Here is a 26,262-nt window from a genome sequence, read left to right on the forward strand (position 1 = left end):
CCATCGAACTTTTCCCGGTTCGACGGCACCAACCGCGTTAGAGACCGGATACGGTCAATTGATATGGAATGAGGTATTTGAGGTGGGTATGAACATCAAGACTCTGGGTCTTTCCCTGGCGGTAGCAGCCTTCCTGGCATTGGGCGGCTGCTCGACACCGACCGTGGTGACCTTGCAGAACGGTACTCAGTATTTGACCAAGGACATGCCGAAAACCAAGAACAAGGACGGGTTCTATGAATTCGAGGATATTTCCGGGACCAAGGTGAAGGTCCGCTCTGACGAAGTCGCGACGGTACGCAAGGAAGACTGACCCCCGCTGTACGTGTAGGAGCTGCCGCAGGCTGCGATCTTTTGATTTTGATTTTAAAAACAAGATCAAAAGATCGCAGCCTGCGGCAGCTCCTACAGGGGAAGTGTTACCGCCTGGGTTATTCGAAAGCAGGCAAACCCATAATGCTGTGATCACAGCTGAAATACTGCTCACCGCGCCGCGCCAGCTCGGCTTGCAGTCGCCGGCAGCGCTCCAGATCCTGCTGGGTCATGCGGTCGATGCTCAGGTTACCGGTGGCTTGCGCATGTTTGTCGTCACCCCGCCGAAACGTCACGAACGGCTGTTCGGGCTGGATCTGAAACAGGCTTTTCTCTTCGACCGGCTCGGCTGCTTCGGTCTTCGCCGGTTTCGGCAATTGGTCACTGCTGATGCCGTAGCGGCTCAGAATCGAGGTTTGAGGCAGATCGGCCCAGGCATTGGCCGATAACAGTGCCAGTCCGACAATCCCGACATACCCCTTGAACCTTTTCACGTGTGCATCTCCTGTACTCAATGGCGGCTGGCTATAGAACGTGTGTGCACGTGCTGGCTTTAGGCCGCTTCTGCTGTTTGCAGAGCTTTTGAGTCAGGGTGTGGCTGTTGAGTCACTTTCTATACCGAGTAATCCTTCAATCGCGGGCAAGCCCGCTCCCACAGGTTAAAGGCCGTTCACAAAGCTTGTGTACGCCGCAAAACCCTGTGGGAGCGGGCTTGCCCGCGATGGCGTCCTTACAGACGCCCCTTCACCATCAGGCGATCACAATTCCATCGGCACTGAGGCTATTCAGCGCCACTCCAACCAGCGTCACCGAATCACCACCAAACTTCAGCACCGTATCCTGCCCCACCATCGAGGCATGCGCGCGGAAGTCATCATTGGGCAATACACCCTGCACGCCAAGGAACACCAGTTTGTCGTTGGCCGTAAAGCCAACCACCCGATCCTGACCGAACGCGCCGTTGAACAGGAACGTATCCGCCCCGCCCCCGGACTCCATCAGGTCATTGCCGGCGCCACCGACAAACACGTCGTTGCCCGCGCCACCAATCAAGTGGTCGTTGCCGTCCAGGCCGAACAGCCAGTCACCGCCGGCATGCGCCTTGAGCGTATCGGCGCCATTGGTGCCTTTGACACTGGACTCATACTGGGTGACGTTGCTGCCGACCTTCAGACCGCTGGCCGTGACGCTGTGGATCACGTCGTCCTTGAACAGCCCCCAGAGAAACCCCGGCTCCTTGGTGACGATGCTGCCGATGTCGCGGGTGATGCTGATCCCGCCGTTGGCGTCGCGCACGTACAGATTGCCGGCGCCATCGTTGGCGAAGTCGAAGCTGTTCACCGATTTCTGCAACTCGAGGGTGTTGTTGCCAGCGCCACCGAGGATGACGTTGTAGCCGCCAGCGTCGCGGAAGGTGTCATTGCCGGCGCGACCTTCGAGGTAGTCGTTGCCGCTGCCGCCCTGGATCAGGTCATTACTGTCGCTGCCGATGATGAACGTGCTGCCCTTGTGGGTTTCGGCGTTGCGGTTCAGATCCTGCACCCAGGTGTTGGCCCGCGCCGGATCCGACAGGTTGGCGACGATGATCGTCGAGTCCTTGCTGGTCAGGTCGTAGAACTTCGACTCGATAATGCGGTTCATGCCGTCGCCGTAAGCGGTCGGCAGGTGCGAGATCCAGGTCGGGATGTTGAGGATAGAGAACGGCAGCAGATTCCACGCGGTCGCGGCGTAGTGATCGTTGAAGCTGACGATGTTGTCGGTGGCCGATTCCTTGGGCGCGTCGTGCACGCCGACCGAGGCGCCGGTGAAGGTCGAGCCGTCGAGGGCGCGGAACACCGGATCGTTTTCGTAACCGACGTTGAGCACTTTGTCGGTACTGCTCTGGGTCGGCGAGGCGTAGGCGATGTAGTTGGAATCGGCGAAGAATCCGCCCCACTTGCCGCCACTCAGATCGGCCATGCTGTTGACCGCCAGCCCGCCGAGGCTGTGGCCGCTGACCAGCACATCCTTGCCGGTCAGGCCGTTGGCCTTGGCGAACGCCACCACGTCATTGAGCAGATTGCCGAACGCTTCGCCGACGTAATTCTTGGCGTAGTCCTTGGGACCGAACGCTGCCAGCAGGTCGTTGATCACGTCGCCGATCGAGTCGAGGATCAGGTTTTCCCGCGGGCCACTGGTGCCGCGAAAGGCGATACCGATTTCCGTGAGATGGCCCTGGGCGTCGTACTTGCCGAGGATCTCCACCTGGGCGGTGGTGTAACCGGCCTTCTCGCCGAAGAAGGTTCCGCGCGCGTCGGTCTTGCCGTCGTAGCCCAGCTGCGAGGCGGTGATTGGTGTCCAGCCAGCCTTTTTCACGGCGTCGAGGGCGAGTTTTTCCGAGTCGGGATTCCACGGAATACCGGGAATCACCCCTTGCGAATCAGTACCGCCGAGCAGCGCGGTGACCAGCGTGGCGGGCAGGCCGAGGCCGAAGCCGTTGTGCTGATAACCGGCGGCAAAGCCGTTATCGAGGTTGTGGTAGGAATACAGCGTGATCGCCATGGCATCGCTGAACAGCGCCTTGGAATCGGCTGTGCCGAAGTTCTTGTAGTCATACACACCCATTGCTATTGCCTCTCTTTTGTTGGAATTGTCAGAGATAGCTCACAGCCAGGGCGCCCCTCGCGGGCACGCCCCGGAGCATTTCAGTACTACTTGCATTGCTTTTAACTGTAGGAGTGAGCCTGCTCGCGATGAGACCGTGTCAGGCAACATGGATGGAGACTGACTCACCGCGATCGCGAGCAGGCTCACTCCTACAGGGTTTGTCTTAACAAGGAGCTAGGCGAACACGAACGCCGAGTCCGACAGGTTAGCCACTCCCACCCCGACCAGGGTCACGGCATATTCGCCAATCTTCAGCACGGTATCGGCCCCCGACTGCACAGCATGCTGCTTGTAGTCGTAGCCCTGCCCCGCGCCTTCGACGCCCATGAACACCAGTTTGTCGCTGCCCTGGTAGCCGTTGATCGCGTCGAAACCGAACGCGCCGCTGAACAGGAAGGTGTTGTTGCCACCCACCGCCGTCATCACGTCGTTGCCGGTGCCGCCGACGAAGGTCACGTGGCCCTTGTCGCTGATCAGCTTGTCATCGCCACCCAGCCCGAACAGCCAGTCACCCTCGGCGCTGGCGTGTAGTGCGTTGCCATACGCATCGCCGTTGAGCGAATGGGTGTACTGGGTCAGTTCGCTGCCATTGGTCAAACCCTTGGCCGTGACGCCCCAGGTGATTTCCTTGCTGCCCCACCACGAACCCGACTCCTTGCTCACCAGCGCGCCGATGTCGCGGGTCATGCTGATGCCGCCGTAGGCGTCGCGCACGTACAGCGTGCCGTCACCGTCGTTGGCGAAGCTGAAGTTCTGCAGCGGTTTCTGCAGCTCGAAGGTGTTGTGGCCCTGACCACCGAGGAGGATGTTGAAACCACCGTCATCGCGGAAGCGGTCATCGCCGCCCAGGCCTTCGAGGAAGTCGTTACCCGCCCCGCCCTTGAGCCAGTCGTTGCTCTGCGTACCGATGATGAAGGTGCTGCCGGTGTGCGGCTCGCCGCTGCGCCCCAGATCCTCGACCCAGGTCTTGCCCCGGGACGATTCCTCAAGGTTGGAGACGATGAGGGTCGAGTCCTTGTGCGTGAGGTTGTAGAACTTCGAATCGATCACCCGGTTCAAGCCATCGGCATACCCGAGCGAGCTGTGGGCCGACCAGTTCAGCGGATTGACGATGCTGAATGGCACCAGGTTCTGCGCGGTGGACGCATAGTTGTCGGTGAAGTTGACGATGTTGTCGGTGGTCGACTCATGCGCCCCGTCGTGCTTGCCCAGCGAACCGCTGCTGAAGGTGGTGCCGTCCAGCGCACGGAACACCGGATCGTTTTCGTAACCGATGTTCAGCACGTTGTTGCCGGTGCTGCTCTGGGTCGGCGAAGCGAACGCAATGTAGTTGGCGTCCTTGAAGTACCCGTCCCAATTACTGCCGCTCAACTCGGCCACACTGTTGACCCCGAGGCCACCGAGGCTGTGGCCGCTGAACAGCACGTCCTTGGCGGCGATGCCGTTGGCGATGGCAAACGCGGCAACGGACTTGAGCAGGTTGTCGAAGGCATTTTTCGCGTAGTTGCTCGCGTAATCCGATGGCCCAATGGCGGCCAGCAGGTTGTTTTTCATGTCGCCGAAGGTGTCGCTGTAACCCAGCCCGCCAGTGCCGCGAAAGGCCACGCCGATGCCGATCAGCTTGCCGCCGGCGTCGTACTTGCCGAGCACCTCGGCCTCGGCGCTGGTGAAGCCGTCCTTCTCGCCGAAGAAGGTGCCTTGGGCGCCGACCTTGCCCTGATAACCCAGCGCCGTGGCGCTGAGCGGTTTCCAGGCGGTGGCCGGCAACGGCTGGCCGGTTGGCGTGTAGGCATACAGCGTCAGCGCGATGGCGTCGCTGTACAACGCTTTGCCGTCGGCATTTTTATAATCGAACAATCCCATGTTGTGCTCTCTCTTCCTTCAAAACCGGCAGCCCCCAAGGGACTGCCGGCACGCTTTTAGAACTGCCAGTCGAGGGTCAGCCCCACACCGTGGTCTTTCTCGTTGTTACCGATCAGTCCGTTGTAGTCCAGGTTGACCCGGACATCGCGATTGAGCGCCAGCCCGGCACGGACGCCGACCACTGCCGCATCACGATCCATCGACACACTCTGCACGGTGAACGCGCTGTTGCCATTGGCGAAGGCCAGGTGGCTGTCAGCATCGACACTGCTCAGGTTGTGCTGCCAGCCGAGGGTCGCGCCCAGTTCCAGCTGATGTTTGTCCGACAGCGCGAAGCTGCGCTTGGCGCGTACGCCAAGAGTCGACAGCACCACATCGCGGTTGTCTTCAGAGCTCTTGAGCGCCGCCGCATCACCCTTCTCGGTGAAGCTGTCGGTGTTCAAGTGCACGTACGACAGGTTGGCGAACGGCTCCAGATTCATCGGTTGCAGACGCAGATCGTAAGCCGCTTCGGTGAACACCTGAGTGGTCGCCGCATCGTGCTTGGTTTTCTCTTTGCCATTGACGCCCGCGAACTGCAGATCACGCTTCACGTCCACGCGATGCCAGCTGTAAGCCGCACCGGCGGTCAGACGCAACGCATCGATCTGATGCCCGAGGTACGCGCCCAAATGGTAGCTGTCGACCGAGGCCGAAGAATGCGTACCGCCGCCCATGTTCAACGAACTGTCGCTATAACCGGTAACGAAACCCAGACGGGTATCTTCAGCAATCAGGCCGTCGACACCGGCCAGCAGCCCGCCGATGGAGCTGTTGGAGTCGGCGTTTTCGTGGCCGCCATCGCTCTTGCCCCACGACCCCAGCACCTTGACCCAGGCATTGCTGCGGTCGTCGGTCGGTGCGTCGGCATTGAACAGATCACGCTCGCGCAGACGTTCGCCCACCGCTTCACGCAGGTAGCGGCTGTCGTTGATCAGCAGCGTGCCGATGGCCGGGTGGATCTCACCGGATAACTGTTGGAACGCCTGCTGCGCCGACGCCGCATTCGGCGACAACAGCAGGGTTTCGTACAGCGCATTGCCCGCACCCAGCCCTTCGGCAGCCGCACCAACCGCACGTTGGTTCGGCGTCAGACCGACACTGGCGAACGATGCGCCGTTGCGCCCGACGTCCAGTTGCACGCCGTTTGCCGAGTACGCCAGGGTGCCGCCGAGAAACGCGTAGTTCGGCAGCACTTGCCCGAACTGGCCTTGGATGCCACCGGCCGCTTGCAGGATGTTGAACTGCGAACCGAGCAGGCTCTTCACTTCAGTCGTCGTCAGCAAGGTCGGGCTGTTTTCCAGCGACAGACTGACCGTGGCGCCATCAATCACCGCTTTGCCACCAGCAATGATCTTGTCGCTGCTGGTCGGTGAGACTTCCACCGCGTAGGTCGAACCGCGCTCGAAGGTCACGTCACCGGCGACGTTCAGCGTGCCGATCGAGTTGCCTGGGGCGACGGTACCGCCGCTTTTCGCGGTCAGTGCACCGATGCGGCCGTTACCGCCGAGGATGCCGCTGTCGTTGACCGTGACCGCCGAAGCCAGCGAGCCATTGATCGCCAGACGTCCCTGATTGACCAGAGTCGGGCCGCTGTAGGTGTTGTTGCCGGTCAGCACCAGCGTGCCGATGCCCTGCTTGGTCAGCCCGCCGTGACCGGAAATGTCGTTGCGCCAGGTGTCGAGGCCGCAAGTGATGTCGGTGCACAGGCGCTCGGTGGGTTTGCCCTTGTCGATGATCGCGCCGATGCCCGGCAAGTCCGCGACGAACTGCCCGGAACCGTAGGCACCCTGGATGCGGAATTCTTCCGGGATGTCCTGCTCGGTGACGAACATCGCCGGGCCATCAATGCCCTTACGCAGGTTGATCATGCCCCAGCCGTACAAGGCGTCGATGCCCGGTGCGCCGAGGTCGGTCGCGGTGGTACGCAGTACCGTGGCTACCTGATCGCCAGTCATGTACGGGAAGCGCTCCATCAGTACCGCCATCGAGCCGGCCACGTGCGGCGCGGCCATTGAGGTGCCGTTGTAGTTTTTGTAGCCGGTGGTCAGGTTGTCGGCATTGGTGCCGCTGATGATCGAGCTATAGATCTGCGTGCCCGGCGCCGAGACGCAGAAGCTCGCGGTGTAGCCGCAGCGCGAGGAAAACGTACTCATGATGTACGGATTGGCGCTGGCCTGGTCCGGGTTCCTCTGCAACGCGGCGACGGTGATCCAGTTCGGCGCGATGTCCGGCACAAAGTAACCGAGGCCGGCGATGGCGTCCGGGTTGTTCAGGTTGTAATCGTTACCGGCGGCGAAGATCGTCACGATGCCGCTGCGGGCGGCGGCGATGGCGCCGTCGTAGGCGCCGCCGGGCTTGGTGCCGAGCAGCGTGCGGATTTCGTTGAACTGCAATTGCGCGTCGTTGACGGTGAAGTGCGGATACGCCGGGTCGCGGCCGCCGAGGTCGAAACGGTCAGTGATGCCGATGCCCCAGCTGTTGTTGATGATCCGCGCGCCACTGGCGATCAGCGCATCCCAACCGGCCTTGTACACCGCGCCGTCGTTGCCACGGACGATGCCGTCTTCCGGGCCCGGGTCGCCGTTGTCGGCGCTGATGATCTGCGCACCGAACGCCACGCCGTGCATCGGCCCGCCGTCACGGCTGCCGGCAGCGATGCCACCGACGTGGGTGCCGTGGGCACCGAGCTTGCCGTCGGAACCGACCGAAGGTGAACCGTCATAACGGAACGCATCGCCGGCTTTGACCGGGATATACGGGTCGGTGTATTCGCGGATGCCGCTGGTGACCAGGGTGATGACTTTGTTGGTGCCGGAAAACTCCGGGTGCGCGGCATACACCGGCTGGTCGAAGATCCCCAGTTTCACGCCTTTACCGGTGTAACCGGCGGCGTAGGCGTGATCCGCGCCAATGGCGCCCAGGCCCCAGTCAGCCTTGAATTCGGCACTGCGCCAACTGGCGGAATCGCCGCTGCGGCCGCTTTCCACATAAGGCGCCGCGTGCGCGGTGCCCCAGGTGGTCAGCGCACAAATCACGGCGCAATTGAGGGTTTTCATGGCGAAGCGACCGCCCGTTTGCGCGGGGGTATTGTTGTTATTCATCCAGCGACCTTCCTTAGTGTTGTTGCGAAAAATCCGTGTACCAGGCCCACACCCGGGCCTGGGAAATAACGCTTGTGGCGAGGGGATTTATCCCCGATCAACTGCGCAGCAGTCGCACGCCCGGACGACTATCGGGGCCGCCTCGCGTCCCATCGGGGATGAATCCCCTCACCACAGGGGACGTATTCACCCTCCGTCAGAACTGCCAGTTCAGGCTCAGCCCCACGCCGTGGCTCTTCTCGCGGTTGGCCAGTTGTCCGTTGTAATCGAGGTTGACTCGCACGTCATTGCTCAACGCCAGGCTGGCTTGTACGCCGACCAGCGCCGCGTCACGCACCAGTGCCGAACTCTCGACCGAATACGGTGTGCTGCCGCTGGCGAAACGCAGATGCTGTTCGGCGTCGATGTCGCTCAGGCTGTGCTGCCAGCCGAGGTGGCCGCTGACGTCCAGTGCCTGTTGCGTCGGCAGGTTGAAGCGCTTGACCGCGCGCACACCGAGGGTGCTGAGGACCGCATCACGTTGGTCGCCGGAGCTTTTCAGCGCCGCTGCGTCGCCCTTCTCGGTGAAGCCTTCGGTATCCAGATGCACATAAGCGAGGTTGGCGAACGGCTCCAGTGCCAGCGGTTGCAGGTTCAGCCGGTAAGCCGCTTCACCGAAGACCTGCGTGGTCGCCGCATCAACCTTGGCTTTCTGTTTGGCGCTGACGTCGCCGTATTGCAGATCGCGCTTCACATCGGCGCGATGCCAGCTGTAAGCCGCGCCGGTGCTCAGGCGCCAAGCGCCGATGTCATGACCGGCGTAAGCGCCGAGGTGATAGCTGTCGACCTTGGCCGACGAGTGCGTGTCCGAACCCATGTTCAGCGAGCTGTCGCTGTAACCGGTGACCAGACCGATGCGCGTCTGCTCGTCCAGCGCGCCGTCGACACCGGCGAGCAAACCGCCGATCGAGGTGCTGTAGCGCGAAGTGTCGTTACCGGAGTTGGTCGAACCCCAGGCGCCGAGGGCCTTGATCCAGCCATTGCTTTGCGTGGCGTTGGCATCGTGCAGACGTTCGCCGACCGCGTCGCGCAACTGGCGGCTGTCATTGATCAGCATCGAGCCGAGCGCCGGGTAGATTTCGCCGCTCAATTGCTGGAAGGCTTGCTGCGCCGATGCAGCAGACGCCGACAGCAGCAGACTTTCGTACACCGAATTGCCGGCACCGAGGCCTTCGACGGCGGCCGCCACCGCACGCTGGTTCGGGGTTTGCCCGACACTGGCGAACGAGGTGGCGTTGCGCTGGATGTCGAGCTGAATGGCGTTGCCCGTGTAGTCGAGGTTGCCGCCGATGAACAGGTAATCCGGCAGCACCGCGCCGAACCGGCCCTGAATGCCGCCGGCCGCTTGCAGAATGTCGTACGAATGGCCGAGCAGGCTGCGGGTTTCAGTGGTGCTGAGCAGGGTCGGACTGTTTTCCAGCGACAGGCTGACCGTGGCACCGCTGATGCTCGCGCTGCCGCCAGCGACGATGCGGTCGCTGCTGGTCGGCGACAGCTCGACCGCGTAGGTCGAACCGGGGGCAAAGGTCACGTCACCGGCCACGTTCAAGGTACCGATGGAGTTGCCCGGCGCCACGCGGCCGCCGCTGTTGGCGATCAGCGCGCCGATGCGCCCCGAACCGCCGAGGGTGCCGCTGTCGTTGACGGTCACCGCCGAGGCCAGCGAGCCGTTGACGCTGAGCAAGCCGCCATTGACCGTGGTCGGGCCGCGGAAAGTGTTGTCGCCGGTCAGCAGCAAGCGCCCTGCCCCGGATTTGATCAGGCTGCCCTGATAGACCCGCGTCGCCGCTGCCGCATCTCGCGCCATACCGACGGCGTAGTCAGTCTGATCCTGCTGACTGGCGCCGGCCGGGACACCGTTCTGCCAGCCCTTGTTTTGCAGGGTCTGCTGCCAGGCGCCGTGTTCGGCGAGGTCTTCGCGCTGGCGCTGAATCAGTGCCTTATCGGAGATGTCATTGCTCCACACATCGCTCTGCCCGGCGGCCAGATTGGCATCGAACGCGCCGAGCAATTGTCCCGGCCCGTGCATCGCCCGATTGAGGTTGGCTACGCCCCAGCCGACCCGCTCGGTCGGTGCATCGGTGACCGAGCCGTCGAGTTGCGTGGCGGTGGTCAGCAACACTTCGAGCGCTTGCTGGTTGTTCATGTACGGGTAGCGTTCCATCACCAGCGCCAGTGCCCCGGTGGCGTGCGGCGCGGCCATCGAGGTGCCGGACTTGATCGCGTAACCACCACCCGGAATGGTGCTGTCGATCTTCGCCCCCGGCGTGGTGATGCACCAGTATTTGGCGATGCCGCACTGGTTGTACTTCTGCTGATTGCTCTGATCCAGCCCGGAGACCGCCAGCCAGTGGCCTTCGAGATCCGGCTGAAAATACGGCAACGCCGAGCGCACGCTGGCGTTCGGGTAGCCGCTGTTGCCGGCGCTGAACACGTTGATCACGCCACGGCGCGAGACGTCCGCCGCCGCGTCGAGCCAGGTGCCCTGATTCCAGTGCTGAGCGTACGCGGCGTGCAGATCGGCCAGGGTGCGATAGCTGACATCCGGCGGCTGGCTGCCCCAACTGTTGTTGATCGCCCGTACGCCGGCAGCGGCCAGCGCGTCATAGGCCGCTTTGAAATAGCGCGGATCGGGTTTGGGGCCGAAGAGGAAGCTGTCGTTGTTGTTGGTGTTGCCGACGTAGATTTGCGCGTTGTACGCCACGCCGTGCATGCCGGTGCCATCACGGCTCGCGCCCATGGTGCCGACCACGTGGGTGCCGTGGGAATCGTTGTTGGGGTTGAGGGTGCCGTTAACGTTGAACAGCGAACCGTCGACGTAACTGCCGGAGGCCATTACCGGGTGATAGCGCTCGCTGGCGAACTCGGGGTGGGCGGCATCGAAGCCGGAGTCGAGGGCGCCGATCTTCACACCTTTGCCGGTGATGCCGGCAGCGTAGGCCTGATCGGCCTGCATTCGCGCCAGGCCCCAGTCGCGCTGGAATTCGCCGTTGCGCCAACTGGCGGGATCGCCGGGCTTGCCGGTTTCAAGGTACTGCGCATGGGCTTGCGCGATGGAAACTGCGAGCAACAGGGTGCCGACCGCTGCCGGCTTGATGCGTACTTCCATGTTCACCACTCACTTTTCTTATGTTTTTGTTATGACCCGTTTCGCCGGGCGAGCACTTCTTGAAATATCGAGCGAGTCTATTTGTGGCGAGGGAGCTTGCTCCCGCTGGCTGCGCAGCAGCCCAAAATCTTGTGAGCGCTACGCACTCAAGCGGGAGCAAGCTCCCTCGCCACAGGTTCGGTGCCAAGCATTAACGCGAGTTGCTTTTCGGGCCTTGTCCGAACGCCTCATCTACCCGTGCCAGATCCTGTTCGTTCAACGTCCCCGCGTAGTAATGCAGCTTGGTCCAGGCCATCAAGTAGTCGTAGCGCGCCTGCGCCAGATCGCGGCGGGTGGTAAACAGTTGCTGTTCGGCGTTCAGCGCATCGAGGTTAGTCCGTTCACCACCGAGAATGCTTTGCTTGGTCGATACCACCAGCGCTTCAGCCGAAGCCAGGGCCTTCTGGTAGGCGCGCAGTTTGTTGACGCCCGACAGGCAGGCGCTGAACTGGCGGCGCAGTTCGATCAGCGTCTCGCGGGTCTTGCCGTCGAGTTCGTATTCCGCCTGCTCCATGGTGCGGCTGGCCTGACGGGTCGAGGCCGATACCCCGCCACCGGCATACAGTGGCACGTTGACTTCAAAGCCGATGGTGTTGGTGTCATAGCGCTGGTTATAGGTGTTGCCGCTGTCCGATTCGGTCTTGCGGATCGACGCATAGGCACTGACTTTCGGCAGGTGCCCGGCGCGGTTGCGCTCAACTTCATACTTGGCCACTTCCACCGCCTGACGCTGCGACGCCAGATTGGGGTTGTTGCTGATCGCCAGCTCATGCCAGGTGTCGTAGTTGGCGGGCATCAGCGCGAAAGTCTGGAAGTTCTGATCCAGCGGCGCCAGCTCGCTAATATCCACCGTCTGCACGCCGACCAGCGCCCCCAATTCACGCAGCGCCGCGTCCTGCTCATTGCGCGCCTCGATCTCCTCGGCGGTCGCCAGCTCATAGCGCGACTCGGCTTCGAGAATGTCGGTGCGCGTGCCCTCGCCCTGCTTGAACATGTGTTCGTTCTGCTGGAACTGCTGCTCGTAAGCCTTCTTCTTGGCCTGGGCGATGTCGATCTGATCCTGGGCGAACAAGGCTTTGGTGTAGTTATCCAGCACCCGCACCAGCAGTTCCTGACTCTTGCCGCGAAACGCCTCGTCGGCGAACAGCGACTGCGCCACGCCTTTGCGATACGCCGCGTAGGCTTCGTAGTCGAGCAACGGTTGCTGCAAGGTCAGGGTCGAGCCATAGCTGTTGTAGTTGCGGTCTTCGGTGAGGTTGCCGCGAGCGGTCAGTTGCGTGGCCTTGGAGGTGTTGTGACCCCGGTTGTAGTTGTAACCCAGTCTCGGCAACAGCCCGGCGCGGCCGATGGTGCGGTTTTCCAGGCCCGCGTCGCGCTCCTTGATCGCGCCGAGGAACACCGGATCGTTGCGCAATGCCTGTTCGTAGACTTCGAATGGCCCCATGGCCGCCAGCGCGCTGTTTCCTGCGAGCAGCGCGAACGCTGCTCCCAACATCGAAAGCTTATTCATACAGCCGAACATCCTTATTCTTCAGTCAACGCAGAGCCAGCGCGATCGAGCAATGGTTTGAACAGGTAGTTGAGCAGTGACCGTTCGCCCGTGCGCACGAACATTTCCGCCGGCATACCGGGCTTGATCACCAGGCCATGGAGTTTTTCCATCGCCTGATCACTGACGCTGCTGCGCAACACGTAGTACGGCACGCCGGTTTTCTCATCGACCATCTGGTCGGCGGAAATCAGGCTGACCTCACCCGGTACACGCGGGGTCTTGCTCTGGTTGAACGCGGTGAACAGGATATCCACCGGCAGATGCGTGCCGACCTTGTCGATCAGGTTGATCGGCAAGTGCCCTTCGACTTCCAGGGTGGTGCCTTGCGGGACGATCTCCAGCAGGGTTTCGCCCTGACGCACCACCGCGCCTTCGGTGTGCACGCCAAGGTTGACCGCCACGCCGTCGGCGGTGGCGAGGATCTCGCTGTGTTGCAGGTCGAAACCGGCCGAGGTCAGTTGCTCCGACAGGGTCACGCTTTTGAGCTGCGCGTCGGCCAGTTGCGTGCGCACTTCCTTCTGGTATTCCTCGCCATGCTGTTGCAGTTTCAGGCGCGATTCGAGGATGCCCTGCTCCACCCGGCCGCTTTCACCGGTGTTTTCCGCCAGCTGCTGCTGCACTTGCGACAGCTGCCGCTGGTACTCCATCAAACGGTTGCGCGGGATGTAGCCGTTGTCCGCCAGTGGCTGCAGGTTGCTCAGCTGCTGTTGCAGCGAATCGGCCTGGGCGTTGAGGTCGGTGCGGGCGCGGCGCATGCCCGCCAGCTGCGCGGTGGCGCCTTCAATGCTGGCGCGCAGACCGGCCTGCTCGCGGTAGAACGCTTCGCGACGGCTGCTGAACAGTTGACGCTGGCCTTCAAGAACCAGCGCCAGACGCGGATCCGGGTCGTTACTCAGTTCGGCAGGAAAGGTGATCTCTTTGCGGTTGTCGCGCTCGGCCTGCCAGCGTGCGAGGCTGGCCCAGGCCATGCGGTATTGCGCCTGCAACGACTGCACATCGGCGGCGACCTGGGTCTGATCGAGGCGGAACAACGGTTGCCCCTGCTTCACGATTTCGCCTTCACTTACCAGAATCCGGCTGACCACGCCGCTGCTCATCGACTGCACAGCCTTGCGCTTGCCCGAGACCACCACGGTGCCTTGCACCGGAATCCCCTGATCCAGCGGCGCCAGTGCGGCCCAGGTGAAGAAACTGCCGGCGCCGACGATGGCCAGAATCCAGCCCATGCGGGCGAAGAATTTCGCATCGCGCTCCGGGCGCTCGGTGACGTACGCGTGTTCCATGGAGGCTTCGTTTTCAGTGTTCATGCTGGCGCTGCTCATACACCCGAATTCCTTGTCGAGGGCTGGTACTGCCGGCTCATGCTGAGCCCGCCCGGTGCCTGCGCGGATTTTTCCCGTTGTTGTTCCTGAGCGCCGGACAGCGCCTTGAGCACTTCCTGACTGGCGCCGAACGCCTGCAAGCGGCCATCGTTGAGCACCAGCAGTTTGTCCGCCTGAGCCAGTACCGAAGAGCGATGCGTCACCAGCACCACGGTGGTGCCCTTGGCCTTGAGCTGGGCGATGGCGCTGGCCAGCGCAGCTTCACCAACAGTGTCGAGGTTGGAGTTCGGCTCATCGAGCACCACCAGGCTCGGATCGCCATACATCGCACGGGCCAGGGCCACACGCTGCTTTTGACCGCCGGACAGGCCACTGCCGTCCTCGCCCAGTTGCGTGTCGTAGCCTTGCGGCAGGCGCAGAATCATCTCGTGGACGCCGGCCTGTTGCGCGGCGGCCACGACCTTCTCCGGGTTGGCTTCGCTGAAACGGGCAATGTTTTCGGCGATGCTGCCGCTGAACAGTTCGATGTCTTGTGGCAGGTAGCCGATGTACGGGCCGAGCTCGTCGCGGTTCCAGCGATGGATGTCGGCACTGTCTAGGCGCACCGTGCCGCCGAGGGTCGGCCACACACCGACCAGCACACGGGCCAGGGTCGACTTGCCGGAACCGGAAGCACCGAGCACGCCGAGCACTTCGCCAGCGCCCAGATTGAAATTGATCATCTGCAGGGTTGCCGCGCGCTGCCCGGGAGGGCCGGCACTGACTTGCTCGAAGGTGATCTGGCCTTTCGGCGCCGGCAGCGCCATGGCGTCATCACTCGGCGGGAACGCCTGCAACAAAGAGTCCAGACGACGATAGGCCAGCTTCGCCCCGCTCCACTGTTTCCACACGGCGATCAACTGGTCGATCGGGCTCAGCACGCGGCCCATCAGGATCGAACCGGCAATCATCATCCCGGCGGTCATGTCGCCCTTGATCACCAGCAACGCACCGAGGCCCAGCACCAGCGATTGCAGGCACAGACGCAGGGTTTTACTGATCGAGCTGATCACCGCACCGGTGTCGCTGGCCTGATTCTGCAGGCCGAGGAAACGCGAGTGCACACCGAACCAGCGCTTGCGCAACGCGCCGAGCATGCCCATGGCCTGAATGGTTTCGGCGTTGTGCAGGTGGCTGGTCGCCAGTTGGCTGGACTTCTGCGAGTAACCGGCGGCTTCGCCCAGCGGTTTTTTGGTCATGTATTCGTTGAGGCAGGCCAGCGCAATCAGCAGCAGCGCGCCGGCCGTGGCGAGCACGCCCAGCCAGACGTTGAACAGGTAGATGACAAACAGATAGACCGGAAACCACGGCGCGTCGAAAAACGCGAACAGGGCCGGGCCGGTGACGAATTGGCGAATGTGGGTCAGGTCGCCCAGCGATTGCCCGGCGTTGCCCTCGCCCTTGAACAGGTTGCGTTCGAACGCCGCCTGATACACCCGCAGGTTGAAGCGGCGCTCCAGTTGGCTGCCGATGCGGATCACGATGAAGCTGCGGATCACCTCCAGCATGCCGATGAAGGCAAAGAAGCCAACCACCATCAATGACAGCATCGCCAACGTCGTTTCGTTCTGCGAAGACAGTACGCGGTCGTAGACCTGCAGCATGTAAATGGAGGGCACCAGCATCAGCACGTTAATCAGTGCGGTAAAGCACCCGACGCTGATCAGAATGCTTTTATAGTCACCCAAAGCCTTGAACAAGGGAGCGGTGGCTGGGGCCTTCGCCATCTTCATTGTTTCTTCCTGAAATGATAGATCCCGCCAGACTTCGACGAGCGCTCAATTAATGTTCCGCCTACCTGCGAAAGATGTTTTGCAAGTACTCGCTTACCATTCAACAACAACTGCGACGATCACTTATAACGTTCAAGCACTGCCATATATTCGAACTGGATTAGTTGAGCGTTTATTTCGTCGCGCGTACGAGTGTAACAATCAGGCCCGACTTCAAAGTGCTGGAATAGAGCCCGTCACGTTGTCGGCTGAAAAACACGATTCTTGAACCTTCCTTGCCGGTGATCGAAATTCCGTCGGGTTCCGGAAACCAGCCGGTAGGCGAATCTTCCAGCCATGCACCAAGGCATTCGGCGCCCTTGCCGACGGTCTGATTGACTTGCAGTTCGAGGGCACAGGTGTTCGACGGTTTATCCTGCAGCTTTTGCGCTTCGGGCGCGTCATTTTCAGTGCTCAACGTCGCCTGCCATTGCCCGGCAAAAACCGAGGGATCTTCAAGTCTGAGGCTGCTTGCCATGGTTGTTTCTCCAGAAATCATGATCAGCGCCGCCGAAAGCCACGCTATTGCCTTGTAGGTAAAAACTTTACAGATCATCAGAAAATTCGCTCCAGCACCTAGCCTTGCCCAGCCATCAACACGATGCAAGCAAAGAAAGCGGCGCATCAAGCGCCGCTTCCCGTTTCACATCACGCCACGATGTCGCTGGTCGCTGCCTGGCCCACGGTGCTGACCTGGAAGTCCGCCACGCCGTGCCCGGAGAAGTCCACCGACAACAGGCTGTTGCCACCCGACGAGGTCAGGATCGCGTCGCCGGCCGAACCGGTGAAGCTGCTGACAAAGTGCAGGCCGGAACCGTTGGTGATGGCGCTCAGGTCGATTTTGTCCAGACCGCTGACGAAATCGAGGATCTGATCGATTGCACCCGGCTTGGAGTCGGAGCTGGAGGCGAACACGAAAGTGTCCGAACCCGCACCGCCCCACAGTTTGTCCGCACCACCAGCGCCGTAGATGATGTCGTTGCCGGCACCGCCCTTCAGCTCGTTGGACGCACTGTTACCGATCAGCAGGTCGTTGCCCGAACCACCAATGGCGTTCTCGATGGTCACGCCCTTGGCGATGGACACGTTACCGATCATGCCGCCAACGTCGGAGAACGAGGCTTCGTTGAGATTGATCTTCTGATTCTGGGTGAAACCCGAGAAGTCGAAGGTGTCCTTGCCGCCCGCGTCCCAGACCGAGAACACCAGCTTGTCGCTCGACGACGAGGCGCTGAGGAAATCGCGACCGGCGTTGGAGTTGAAGCCGTAGGTGGTGTCACCGGTACGGGTGGTCAGGTTGGCGCCGTACAGCTTCTGGATCGCTGCAATGTCGTCCATCAGCGGGCCGGAAGCATAGGCTTCCACACCACCCTTACTGAAGTTCTGGGCGGTGTTGCTTTCGCTCCAGTAACTCATGAGGCTGTAACCGCGGGTGTCTTGCCCGTAGGAAGCATCCTTGTAAGTCGGATTGCCTTCGCCGGCGTTGTAGTCGCCAGGGTGAGACAGGCCCAGGGTGTGGCCGATTTCGTGGGTCAGGGTTTGACGCCCGTAATTGTTCAGACCCGGGGTTTTGTTGACGTCGTAGCCACTGCCGGTCAGGTACCAGGACTGACCGTCATAGCCTGGCTCGGTGCCTGGCAGGAACGCAAACGCCGCTGCGCCTTCCTGGCCGCCGCGGTAGTTACCGAAGGTCATGTGACCGTCGCCACCACGGGCCGACTCGGTGAACGTCACGTTGGCGACATCCGCCCAGGATTGCATGGCGAGCACGGCCTGGGCTTTCTGCAGGGAGCTGAACTGACTGAAACCGGTGACGCCCAGGCCGCTGAAGTTAGCGGTTTTGGCGGTCAGAAAGGTGTAGGTCAGTTCGATCTTGCCACTGTTGTCCAGGTCGTGCCAGGAGGCACCGTCGCGCAACAGTTGAGTGGCGGCTTGATCCACCGAGAAGGACGGTTTGCCATTGACCGTGAGGTTGCCGCCACGATCGTATTGATGGCTGAAGCTATTGATCTGGTTCCAGGCAGAGCTGGTCGCAGCCAGAGATTGCGCTGCGCCGACAGGCACGAATGTGTCTGCGGTGATATCAATAGCGTTCGCTTTTACTTTCGACATAAACACACTTCCTTGTTTAGCAATGGAACAGTTTTTGTCAGATAGCGACGATCCCTGGCGAGATCGTCCTATCACTCGCCCAATGAAGGCGTAAGAAACCTGACACAATTTGAAATCTGTCGTCTAGCGTTTTTTTGAGATCAAAACCGACTGTTCCGTCAAATGCCCGTAAACAATGACTGCGGGGTCGAAAGATTGTTATGAGGTGTTTGTTCTCGCCTAATTGTCTGACGATTTTCTATTTAAATATTAAATATCGGTAAGTTGCTTTTTGATAGATACGTCTCACTTTGCTGCACTCTATTAGTGCGATGCCAGTGTAGTGATATCAATCAAATCAGCGTGCTAAAACACTTGTGGGAGCGGGCTTGCTCGCGAATGCTATTTATCTGCCAACCTGTTTGCTGACTGATCGAACGCATTCGCGAGCAAGCCCGCTCCCACAGGAGGGGTGATGTGGTTTAGCTACCGGTACGGATCTTGTTCCACACCCGTGTGCGGATCCGGTCAATGTTCAGCGGCATTGCCTCCAGCGCAAACAGCTTGCCCATCATTTCCGGGCTCGGATAGACCTTGGTGTCACCCTTGATTGCCGGATCGATCAGGCTGTCGGCCTGCTGGTTGCCATTGGCGTAGTGCACGTAATTGCTGATGCCGGCCATCACGTCCGGGCGCAGCAGGTAGTTCATGAACGCGTAACCGGCCTTCTCGTCCGGCGCATCGGCGGGCATGGCGACCATGTCGAACCAGATGGCGGCGCCTTCCTTGGGAATCGCGTAACCGATGTCGATGCCGTTCTTCGCTTCCTTGGCGCGGTTTTCCGCCTGCAGGATGTCACCGGAGAAACCGACCGCCACGCAGATATCGCCATTGGCCAGGTCGCTGGTGTACTTCGAGGAATGGAAGTAGCTGACATACGGCCGCACTTTCATCAGCAATGCTTCGGCTTTCTTGTAGTCCTCGGGGTTCTTGCTGTGGGGCGGCAAGCCCAGGTAATTGAGGGCTGCCGGCAGCAATTCCGGGCCGTTATCGAGGATCGCCACGCCGCACTTCTGCAGTTTTTCCATGTATTCGGGCTTGAAGATCAGATCCCAGGAATCCACTGGCGCGTTATCACCCAGCACCGCCTTGACCTTGGCGACGTTGTAGCCGATGCCGGTGCTGCCCCACAGATACGGAAAGCCGTGCTCGTTGTTCGGGTCGTTGACCTGCAAGGCCTTGAGCAACATCGGGTTGAGGTTCTTCCAGTTCGGCAACTGGCTCTTGTCGAGCTTCTTCAGCGCCCCGCCCTGGATCTGCCGCGCCATGAAATGGTTGGACGGGAACACCACGTCATAACCGGATTTGCCGGTCATCAACTTGCCGTCCAGGGTTTCGTTACTGTCATAGACGTCATAGGTGACGCCGATGCCGGTGTCCGTCTGGAAGTTTTTCGTGGTGTCCGGCGCGATGTAGTCCGACCAGTTGTAAATTTTCACCGTTTCGGCGGCATGACTAATGGAGGCGGCCAGCAGCAGCGGCGCCAGAGCGAGGGTTTTCTGGATCATGGGGTCGATTCCTGTAGTGGCTATTTTTGTTGGCAGGCAATCAAAGGATCAAACAATCAGAAAATAAGGACGTAGCTCTTGCGCACGGTCTCCTGGATATCCCAGATGCCGAGCGTGTTGGCCGGCAACATCAGTGCGTCGCCACCTTGTATGTGCAGGGTTTCGCCGCCGTCGTTCGGGGTGAACGTGCAACGGCCGGAGATGAAGTGGCAGAACTCCTGTGCGGTGATCTGCCGGCGCCAGCGCCCCGGGGTGCATTCCCAGACGCCGGTTTCAACGCCGTCATCGCGCTCGACGCTGGTGGTCGAGGCAATGGCGACCGGCTCGCCGAGTGGCACGGCCACCGGGTTGGATTCATCCAGTTGCAGGCTGGCGGTGTTCTTGAACTGCGTAATGCTCATGGTGAGACCTGTCTTGTGAAGAAAACGGCGGTTAGTGCATGAAACCTTCCATGAAGCCCGCGACCTGACTGGCCAGCTTGCGCCGCCACGGGGCGCTGGCCGGGTTGGCCAGGGTCTGGTCTTCGTGGACGAAACTTTTGATGATCGCGTTGTAGCCAAGCCAGCGGCACGGCTCCGGCTCCCAGGCGCGTAGCGCATGAATTCCGCCGTCCGGCAGCACCCACGGCTGATGCACCAGTTCGGTATCGCGCTCAAGAATCAGATCGGCCAGGGTGCGGCCGCCAAGGTTGCTGGCACCCACACCCTCCCCGCCATAACCGCCGGACAGCGCAATGCCATTGGCGCGATCGCAGAGCATGTGCGGCTTGAAATGCCGGGACATGCCGAGGTTGCCGCCCCAGGCGTGGGTGATCTGCACGTTTTTCAACTGCGGAAACAGCTCGCCGAACAGATAGCGCCGCAGCTCGACTTCATCACGGGTCAGATCGAAGTTGTGGCGCAACTTCCCGGCGAACTGGTAACCGCCGCGGGCGCCAAAGACCAGACGATTGTCGGCACTGCGCTGGCCATAGGTGACCTGACGGCTGAACTCGCTGAAGGCCTGGCCACGGTTGAGGCCGATTTCATCCCAGGTCGCTGCCGACAACGGTTCAGTGGCGACAATCAGACTCTGCACCGGCAACTGATAGCGACCCAGCGGTGGGAGCGTGACCGAATAACCTTCGACCGCCGGCACAATCCAGCGACTGCGCACACTGGCCCTGGCCGTGCGCAAACTGCCGGACTGCCAATGCGTCACGGGGCTATTTTCGTAGATCTTCACGCCCATGCTCTGCACGGTGCGCGCCAGACCGCGCACCAGTTTCGCCGGGTGAATGGTCGCCACGTGCGGCGCATAAATGCCGCCGTAGGGTTTCGCCACACGAATCTGTTGCGCCAGTTGCTCGGGGTTCAGCCAGCGGTAATCGTTGTCGGTCAGGCCTTGGGCGTGCAGTTTGTAGAGGTATTCGCGCAGGCTGGCTTCCTGCTCCGGGTAACGGGCGGCGCAGTACAGCACCCCGCCCTTGCGGTAATCGCAGTGGATGCCCTCACGTTCGAGGACAACTTCCACCTCATCGGGAATGCTGTGCAGCAGATCAAACGATGCGCGGCGTTGTTGTGGCGAGAGGCCGGCGAGCAGCCGATCCTCGCCCAGCAGATTGCCCATCAGCCAGCCGCCATTGCGCCCGGACGCACCGAAACCGGCGGTTTGCGCCTCGACGATGGCGATATCGAGACCGGGGGCGAGTTTTTTCAGGTAGTACGCGGTCCACAGCCCGGTGTAACCGGCGCCGATGATCGCCACGTCGACGTCCAGATCCTGCTCAAGCGCCGGCCGCGCAATCAGCGGCTCGTCGAGTTGATCCATCCACAAACTGATAGTGCGCCACGCCGGCATGCAAGACTCCGCCACTGAAAACCTTCGATGGCGTCGATCCTAGTGCGTGACTTCAATCACTGTCTTGCGCGCGTGCCCGCAAAGAAATTTGTTTGGCGTAGGCCTTCGGCGACTGGCCGGTGTGTTGGCGGAAACAACTGTAGAACGCTGACAGCGAGTTGAAACCGGCAGCAAACGCCAGCTCATCGATACGCAGCGGTGGCGTGGCCTGATCCAGCGTCTTGAGCAAGTGCTGCAGGCGGGCCTGGTTGACGTAGCGATAGAAGCTCTGGCCGAGCACCTGATTGAGCAGGTAGGAAATCTGATTGCGGCTGTAGCCGCACTCCTTCGCCACCCGTTGCAGATCCAGTTCCGGATCGAGATACGGTTGCTGGCGTTCGAAATATTGCTGCAGATCCTCGGCCATGAAACTGATCTGGCGCGGCGACAGCCCCAAGCGACTGACCGCCGGGCGCTGACTGGGTGCGACAGCGCCGTTGTTTTGCGTGCGGACCAGCGAGGCGTATTCGTTGACCCGCCAGATCAGGCCGTCCTTGACCGTGATCGCTTCGCTGGATCGGAACGACACCAGCCCGTCGCCACCGCGCAAAGTCACTTCGTATTGAATGAACGCGGTGTTGCCATCCACGCGAATCCGGTCGCAATGCTCGAGCGCTTCGTCGGATTCTCGCGGCATGCTCACGCGCACGTACTCGCGCAATTCGTCGAGGCCGAGGACCCGGTTCTGAAAGAAATCGTTGTATTGGACGTCCGGGTGATACAGCGCCATGACGCTGTCCAGATCGCGGTGTTTCCAGCTCAGGTGGTAGCGCATGACCGTGGCGGCCGTGGCCGGGGTCTGTTCGGGGCCGTCATCGTCGGCGTGCATAAAGGGCTCGGCGCAAAAGAACCGAGCTTGCCCAAGTTCGACAAAACGATCAACGAGCAAACCGTAGTGGCCATTTGGCGATGACTGATCCCGACGTGACTTACATCAAAAAACGCGCAGCAATCGCAAAATGAACTGAAAAATCTCACGGAAAATTCACATGCGGGTGCTACTTTTAACGTCACTGACCGGTTGAGCCAATGAAGGCTCTTCCCACCTAACATGAGCAAAAGGAAGCGCTCGATGAAGAAGGCGGGCAACACATGAATAAAGGCTCCAGTAAAGTCACGTTTCCCAATGCGTGCCAACTGATGCGTTGGCACTTTCATCCCATGGGCTTTGAGGCAACGATGGATGCGCCGGGCAGCATGATTGCCCGTCTGTTTGATCGTGCCAGCGGTGAAACCATGATCGCCATCGCCGGTATTCCTTGTGCGACGGTGATGAACGCGGCCGATGTCGAGCGCATCATTGAGGCTGTGGAAGACGAACTGGAGGCTTTCATTCCTCCGGAATCTCTCAAGAGTTACGCATAATCTATTGTTTTATATAAAAAAGCCCGCCAGTTCAGGCGGGCTTTTTTTGTGCTTGCGTGCTACGCGTTTTGCGGCTGTTTCCGGCGATCAGCGAAGAACGCCTTGCCTTGGGTAACTCGATCGGACGCCCTTGGCATGTTCACCGCTTGGGTATCCTGCGGCTCGACGTACCAGTAGCAATGGCTGACCGCCCGCGTGATACCAACGTAGGCCAGCCGCAGAATCTCGTCCTTCTGCGCCGTGTCATAAGGCTCACTGTCGCCAGCCTTGCCCAAGCCGGCCATGCGATACACCTGGTTCTTGTAGGGCGAACTGGTCAGGTGCTGGCAGTCACCGAGCAGGAACACCGCATCAGCCTGCAGCCCCTTGGCGCTGTGGTAAGTCAGCTGTTTCAGCCGTCGCGCTTCGTAAGGCAAGCTCGAATCAACATTAACTACCGGCTGAATATGTTGCTCTATCAATAACTTATCGCTGCTTTTTCGATAGAGCATCAAGATCGAATCACCACGATTGTAATGTTCAGCCAAGCGCTGCCCCAGGGCCTGGTCATCACGCTCCAGCACATTGACCGGCTGCACCGGCTTGGGTGCGCCGCTGGCCTTGGCCTTCTTGCCGGGAATTGCCGGCGCGGCGCGAACGATGTGCTCGGCAGCATCGATGATGTGTTGATGGCTGCGATAGTTGTCGCTGAGCATCACCCGCGTGGTGCTCGGTGACGGGAATTCCTTGTTGAACTCCATGAAGTAACTCGGCGAACTGCCGCGCCAGCCGTAGATCGACTGCCAATCGTCGCCGACGCAGAGCAATGATGAGCGCTGCGCGCCCCGCCCGACATGCATGGCCGGACCGCGACTGCGGATTTCCGCGAGGCTGGCGCGGATCCACGAGACGATCTGCGGCGATACGTCCTGAAATTCGTCGATCATCAGGTGCGACATCGGTCGCAGCAGCTCATCACTCAGCAGCTTCAGGTTCTCCGGCGAGTGTTCGCTGAACAGCGCGAACATCCGGTTGTAGGTCATCACCGGCGGCTTCTGATCGAGCAGATGATCTTCAAGGGCACGCCAGAACAGGCTCAGCGCCTCGAAGAAAAACCGATCCGGATCATCCTTGGCAAAACTCATACGACCGACAGCATCCGGCACGTCCAGCCCGAGGTTTTCGATGAAGCCGGCCGCCGCGACAAAACAGTCGAGCAGCGGCGCCGAGACCAGCTCACCTTTGACCTTGTAGTCGAAGCCTGGACCGGCGCTCGCGTCGCCGGCCAAGGTCGCCAAAACCCGCCTTGATGCTTCGTAGCTATCCAACCAAATCAATGGCTTACGACAGAAAGCTTGAAACAGAGTGCGTTTCACGGCCCATTCAGCGCGCAGGCTGAGCTTGGCATTGGGACGGCAGATTTGCGGGTTTTCCCGGGGATCGAAGCCGAGCACCACCCAGGCATCGAGGCTGGGAATGTAGCCGTGGCAGTGAAAGGTCGAACCGTTGATCTCGAACGTCTGCCGACTGGGCTCAATGCCCTTGATCGGCCAGGCACCGGCGCGAAACCACAGGTCTTCGATGGCATCGCACAGTTCTTCGTCGCGTTTGGCCGCCAGCTCGGTCACCGCCATGCGCTTTTGCACGTCCGGGTGATCGCGCTCAAGCTCCTTGAGCTGCAAGGCAGCCTTGGCCAGTGGTTGAATCAACTGGCGGAAACGTTGGTCCTGATTGAATAACCGGTGGTAGCACGCGTTGAGCTGCTGGCGCTGGGCATCATTGATTCGCAGATCGAACGGGTTGCTGTCGACCTCCTCGTCAGCGCCTTGTGGCCGATTGCTGAGATTTTCAAACGCCTGCAAGCGTTCGAACCCCGGTAGGCTGCGTACCATCGGCAAAATGCGTGAGTGAAAGGTGCGCACCAGTTCCCGCGCCTGTTGCAGGCTCAATGGCTGGCCCCAGAGCGCGAACATCTCGATAAGCTTATTGATGAAGTCCTTGCGCGACTCACGGGTGAAGGTCACCACGGTCATTGAATCCAGCTCAAAGCCCAGATAATGCGTGAGCAGCAGAATACGCAGCACCAACGTGGTCGACTTGCCTGCCCCGGCTCCGGCGATCACCGAGGTCGAAGAAGTGTCACTGAAAATCATCTTCCATTGTGCGAGGCTTGGCTGGGCATGCGCGGGCAGCAGGCGCGCCACATCGGCTTTCATGCGCTTCTTCAGCTCGGCGCTGAGCGGCAGACTCCAGTCGTCGAACAGATGATTATCGACGCTCGGCGGACGATGCTCGGTGCTGCGACTGTCACGAATCAACAGCACCTGCCGGCCTTCTTCCAGGCCTTCGAGTTTCCCCTCCTTGAAGCCGTACTCCACGCCAGCGGTGTGTCCGCTGCGAAAACCGTCCGCCTGGCCGTGCAGCCACGACGCACGGTGTTGAGCGCGCAAGCGTGTCAGGCCATGGCCGAAGAAACGCGCGGCCAGACGCTTGAACCATGGCATTTCGGCCAGTGGACGGAGTTCGGGAGGCAGATCGGGAGTGTGTTGCGCCACGCTGAGGGGCTCCAGTGTGTGAGGCTGTTGGGGGCTATGGTGGCTTTATTTGCTCATGAGTTCTAGCGAAATGCTTACAGCTCATTGGTTTAGGCGATGAACTGAAAGTTGCGTGAGATTATTTTGAGCCGGTTTCCCATCAACGGATTCGATGAGAATGCCGCACTTTTTACGCTTTTTCTCGATGGTTGACTGATGGATGATGCCCGTCATTAACCGACGGTCTCGCTTCGTGGCTCTGGCGTTACGCCCCATGACGAACCTTTTCAGGAGACGATCATGCTTGAACTCAGACCTTTCAATACACTGGGCGGCGCTCACCACGGCTGGTTGGATGCCCATCACCACTTTTCGTTCGCCGAATACTACGACCCGCAACGCATGAACTGGGGCAATCTGCGGGTGTGGAACGATGACGTGATCGCCGCCGGCACCGGATTCCCGCTGCACCCGCACCGCGACATGGAAATCATCACTTACGTGCGTGAAGGTGCGATTACCCACCAGGACAACCTTGGCAACAAGGGCCGTACTGAAGCAGGCGACGTGCAGGTCATGAGCGCCGGCACCGGCATCGCACACAGCGAATACAACCTGGAAGACAAGGAAACCCGAATCTTTCAGATCTGGATTCTGCCGACGGAAACTGGCGCGCCGCCATCGTGGGGTGCCAAACCGTTCCCCAAAGGCCAGCGCGAAGGCTTTGTGACCCTCGCCAGCGGCAAGGACGGCGACGATCAGAGCCTGCGCATTCGCGGTGATGCGCGGTTGGTCGCGGCCAACCTCAAGGCTGGCGAAACTGCTGAATATCAGCTGGATGCCGGACGTCGAGCGTATCTGGTACCCGCCACCGGTCTGATTGAAGTCAATGGCTTGCGCGCACAAGCTCGAGACGGTGTTGCCGTCGAGCATGAGTCAATACTGACTGTGACGGCGCTCGAAGACAGCGAAATCGTATTGGTGGATCTGGCTTGATCGCCTGATATGCAG

The 26,262-nt window shown here is 60.7% G+C and carries 18 protein-coding genes; 3 read left to right on the forward strand and 15 right to left on the reverse strand.

All coding sequences use genetic code 11. The features are described 5' to 3' along the window. Positions 1–88 precede the first annotated feature (88 nt). Entirely contained in the window at positions 89–313 is a 225-nt protein-coding gene (locus tag HDC30_RS00555; protein WP_183779884.1) for a YgdI/YgdR family lipoprotein, read from the forward strand. Between the two features lie 118 nt (positions 314–431). Here HDC30_RS00555 and HDC30_RS00560 read toward each other — a convergent pair whose 3' ends face one another. The 14 genes from HDC30_RS00560 to HDC30_RS00625 all read right to left on the reverse strand — a co-directional run bounded on the left by HDC30_RS00560 (position 432) and on the right by HDC30_RS00625 (position 22,202). Continuing rightward, positions 432–806: a hypothetical protein gene (locus HDC30_RS00560; protein ID WP_183779887.1), complete on the reverse strand. Its 375-nt coding sequence runs from the start codon at positions 804–806 to the stop codon at positions 432–434. 256 nt (positions 807–1,062) lie between these two features. Beyond that, a complete protein-coding gene (locus HDC30_RS00565) occupies positions 1,063–2,916 on the reverse strand; it encodes a polyurethanase (RefSeq protein ID WP_183779890.1) in 1,854 nt (617 codons plus the stop codon). A gap of 216 nt (positions 2,917–3,132) precedes the next feature. After that, positions 3,133–4,821 (reverse strand): polyurethanase, encoded by a 1,689-nt coding sequence (locus HDC30_RS00570; protein WP_183779893.1) that lies wholly within the window; start codon positions 4,819–4,821, stop codon positions 3,133–3,135. Between the two features lie 56 nt (positions 4,822–4,877). Then, complete coding sequence (locus HDC30_RS00575) at positions 4,878–7,964, reverse strand: autotransporter serine protease (RefSeq protein WP_183779911.1); 3,087 nt, start codon at positions 7,962–7,964, stop codon at positions 4,878–4,880. Positions 7,965–8,160: 196 nt separating this feature from the next. Further along, the gene (locus tag HDC30_RS00580; protein ID WP_183779913.1) at positions 8,161–11,112 is read right to left on the reverse strand and encodes an autotransporter serine protease; all 2,952 of its coding nucleotides are present in this window, start codon (positions 11,110–11,112) and stop codon (positions 8,161–8,163) included. A 190-nt stretch (positions 11,113–11,302) separates the two neighbouring features. Next, positions 11,303–12,673, reverse strand: coding sequence for a TolC family outer membrane protein (locus tag HDC30_RS00585; RefSeq protein WP_041064167.1), 1,371 nt, complete (start codon positions 12,671–12,673; stop codon positions 11,303–11,305). 2 nt (positions 12,674–12,675) lie between these two features. Continuing rightward, positions 12,676–14,025 (reverse strand): HlyD family type I secretion periplasmic adaptor subunit, encoded by a 1,350-nt coding sequence (locus HDC30_RS00590; protein ID WP_183779915.1) that lies wholly within the window; start codon positions 14,023–14,025, stop codon positions 12,676–12,678. After that, complete coding sequence (locus HDC30_RS00595) at positions 14,022–15,797, reverse strand: type I secretion system permease/ATPase (RefSeq protein ID WP_027612782.1); 1,776 nt, start codon at positions 15,795–15,797, stop codon at positions 14,022–14,024. Before HDC30_RS00595 ends, HDC30_RS00590 begins: the two co-directional genes overlap by 4 nt. A gap of 172 nt (positions 15,798–15,969) precedes the next feature. After that, complete coding sequence (locus tag HDC30_RS00600) at positions 15,970–16,392, reverse strand: AprI/Inh family metalloprotease inhibitor (RefSeq protein WP_183781282.1); 423 nt, start codon at positions 16,390–16,392, stop codon at positions 15,970–15,972. A gap of 92 nt (positions 16,393–16,484) precedes the next feature. Beyond that, positions 16,485–17,948, reverse strand: a complete 1,464-nt coding sequence (locus tag HDC30_RS00605) for a serralysin family metalloprotease (protein WP_183779918.1) — start codon at positions 17,946–17,948, stop codon at positions 16,485–16,487. Positions 17,949–18,409: 461 nt separating this feature from the next. After that, positions 18,410–19,495, reverse strand: a complete 1,086-nt coding sequence (locus tag HDC30_RS00610) for a polyamine ABC transporter substrate-binding protein (protein WP_103367035.1) — start codon at positions 19,493–19,495, stop codon at positions 18,410–18,412. Positions 19,496–19,551: 56 nt separating this feature from the next. Then, on the reverse strand, positions 19,552–19,896 hold the full coding sequence (locus HDC30_RS00615; protein ID WP_183779920.1) for a cupin domain-containing protein: 345 nt from the start codon (positions 19,894–19,896) through the stop codon (positions 19,552–19,554). Positions 19,897–19,927: 31 nt separating this feature from the next. Beyond that, positions 19,928–21,334, reverse strand: a complete 1,407-nt coding sequence (locus HDC30_RS00620) for an FAD-binding oxidoreductase (protein WP_183779922.1) — start codon at positions 21,332–21,334, stop codon at positions 19,928–19,930. 52 nt (positions 21,335–21,386) lie between these two features. Continuing rightward, positions 21,387–22,202, reverse strand: coding sequence for an AraC family transcriptional regulator (locus HDC30_RS00625; RefSeq protein WP_183779924.1), 816 nt, complete (start codon positions 22,200–22,202; stop codon positions 21,387–21,389). A 263-nt stretch (positions 22,203–22,465) separates the two neighbouring features. On the opposite strand from HDC30_RS00625, the gene HDC30_RS00630 reads away from it, so the two are divergent. Continuing rightward, positions 22,466–22,738 (forward strand): DUF1652 domain-containing protein, encoded by a 273-nt coding sequence (locus HDC30_RS00630; RefSeq protein ID WP_025109621.1) that lies wholly within the window; start codon positions 22,466–22,468, stop codon positions 22,736–22,738. 59 nt (positions 22,739–22,797) lie between these two features. Here the strand turns inward: HDC30_RS00630 and HDC30_RS00635 are convergent, their stop codons facing one another. Continuing rightward, positions 22,798–25,272 (reverse strand): UvrD-helicase domain-containing protein, encoded by a 2,475-nt coding sequence (locus tag HDC30_RS00635; protein WP_183779928.1) that lies wholly within the window; start codon positions 25,270–25,272, stop codon positions 22,798–22,800. A 279-nt stretch (positions 25,273–25,551) separates the two neighbouring features. Between HDC30_RS00635 and HDC30_RS00640 the strand changes: the two genes are divergently transcribed. Continuing rightward, positions 25,552–26,247 (forward strand): pirin family protein, encoded by a 696-nt coding sequence (locus tag HDC30_RS00640; RefSeq protein ID WP_027612774.1) that lies wholly within the window; start codon positions 25,552–25,554, stop codon positions 26,245–26,247. The last annotated feature ends 15 nt before the right edge of the window (positions 26,248–26,262 follow it).

This window comes from Pseudomonas sp. JAI115 (assembly GCF_014200835.1).
GTDB classification, from domain to species: Bacteria; Pseudomonadota; Gammaproteobacteria; order Pseudomonadales; family Pseudomonadaceae; genus Aquipseudomonas; species Aquipseudomonas putida_A.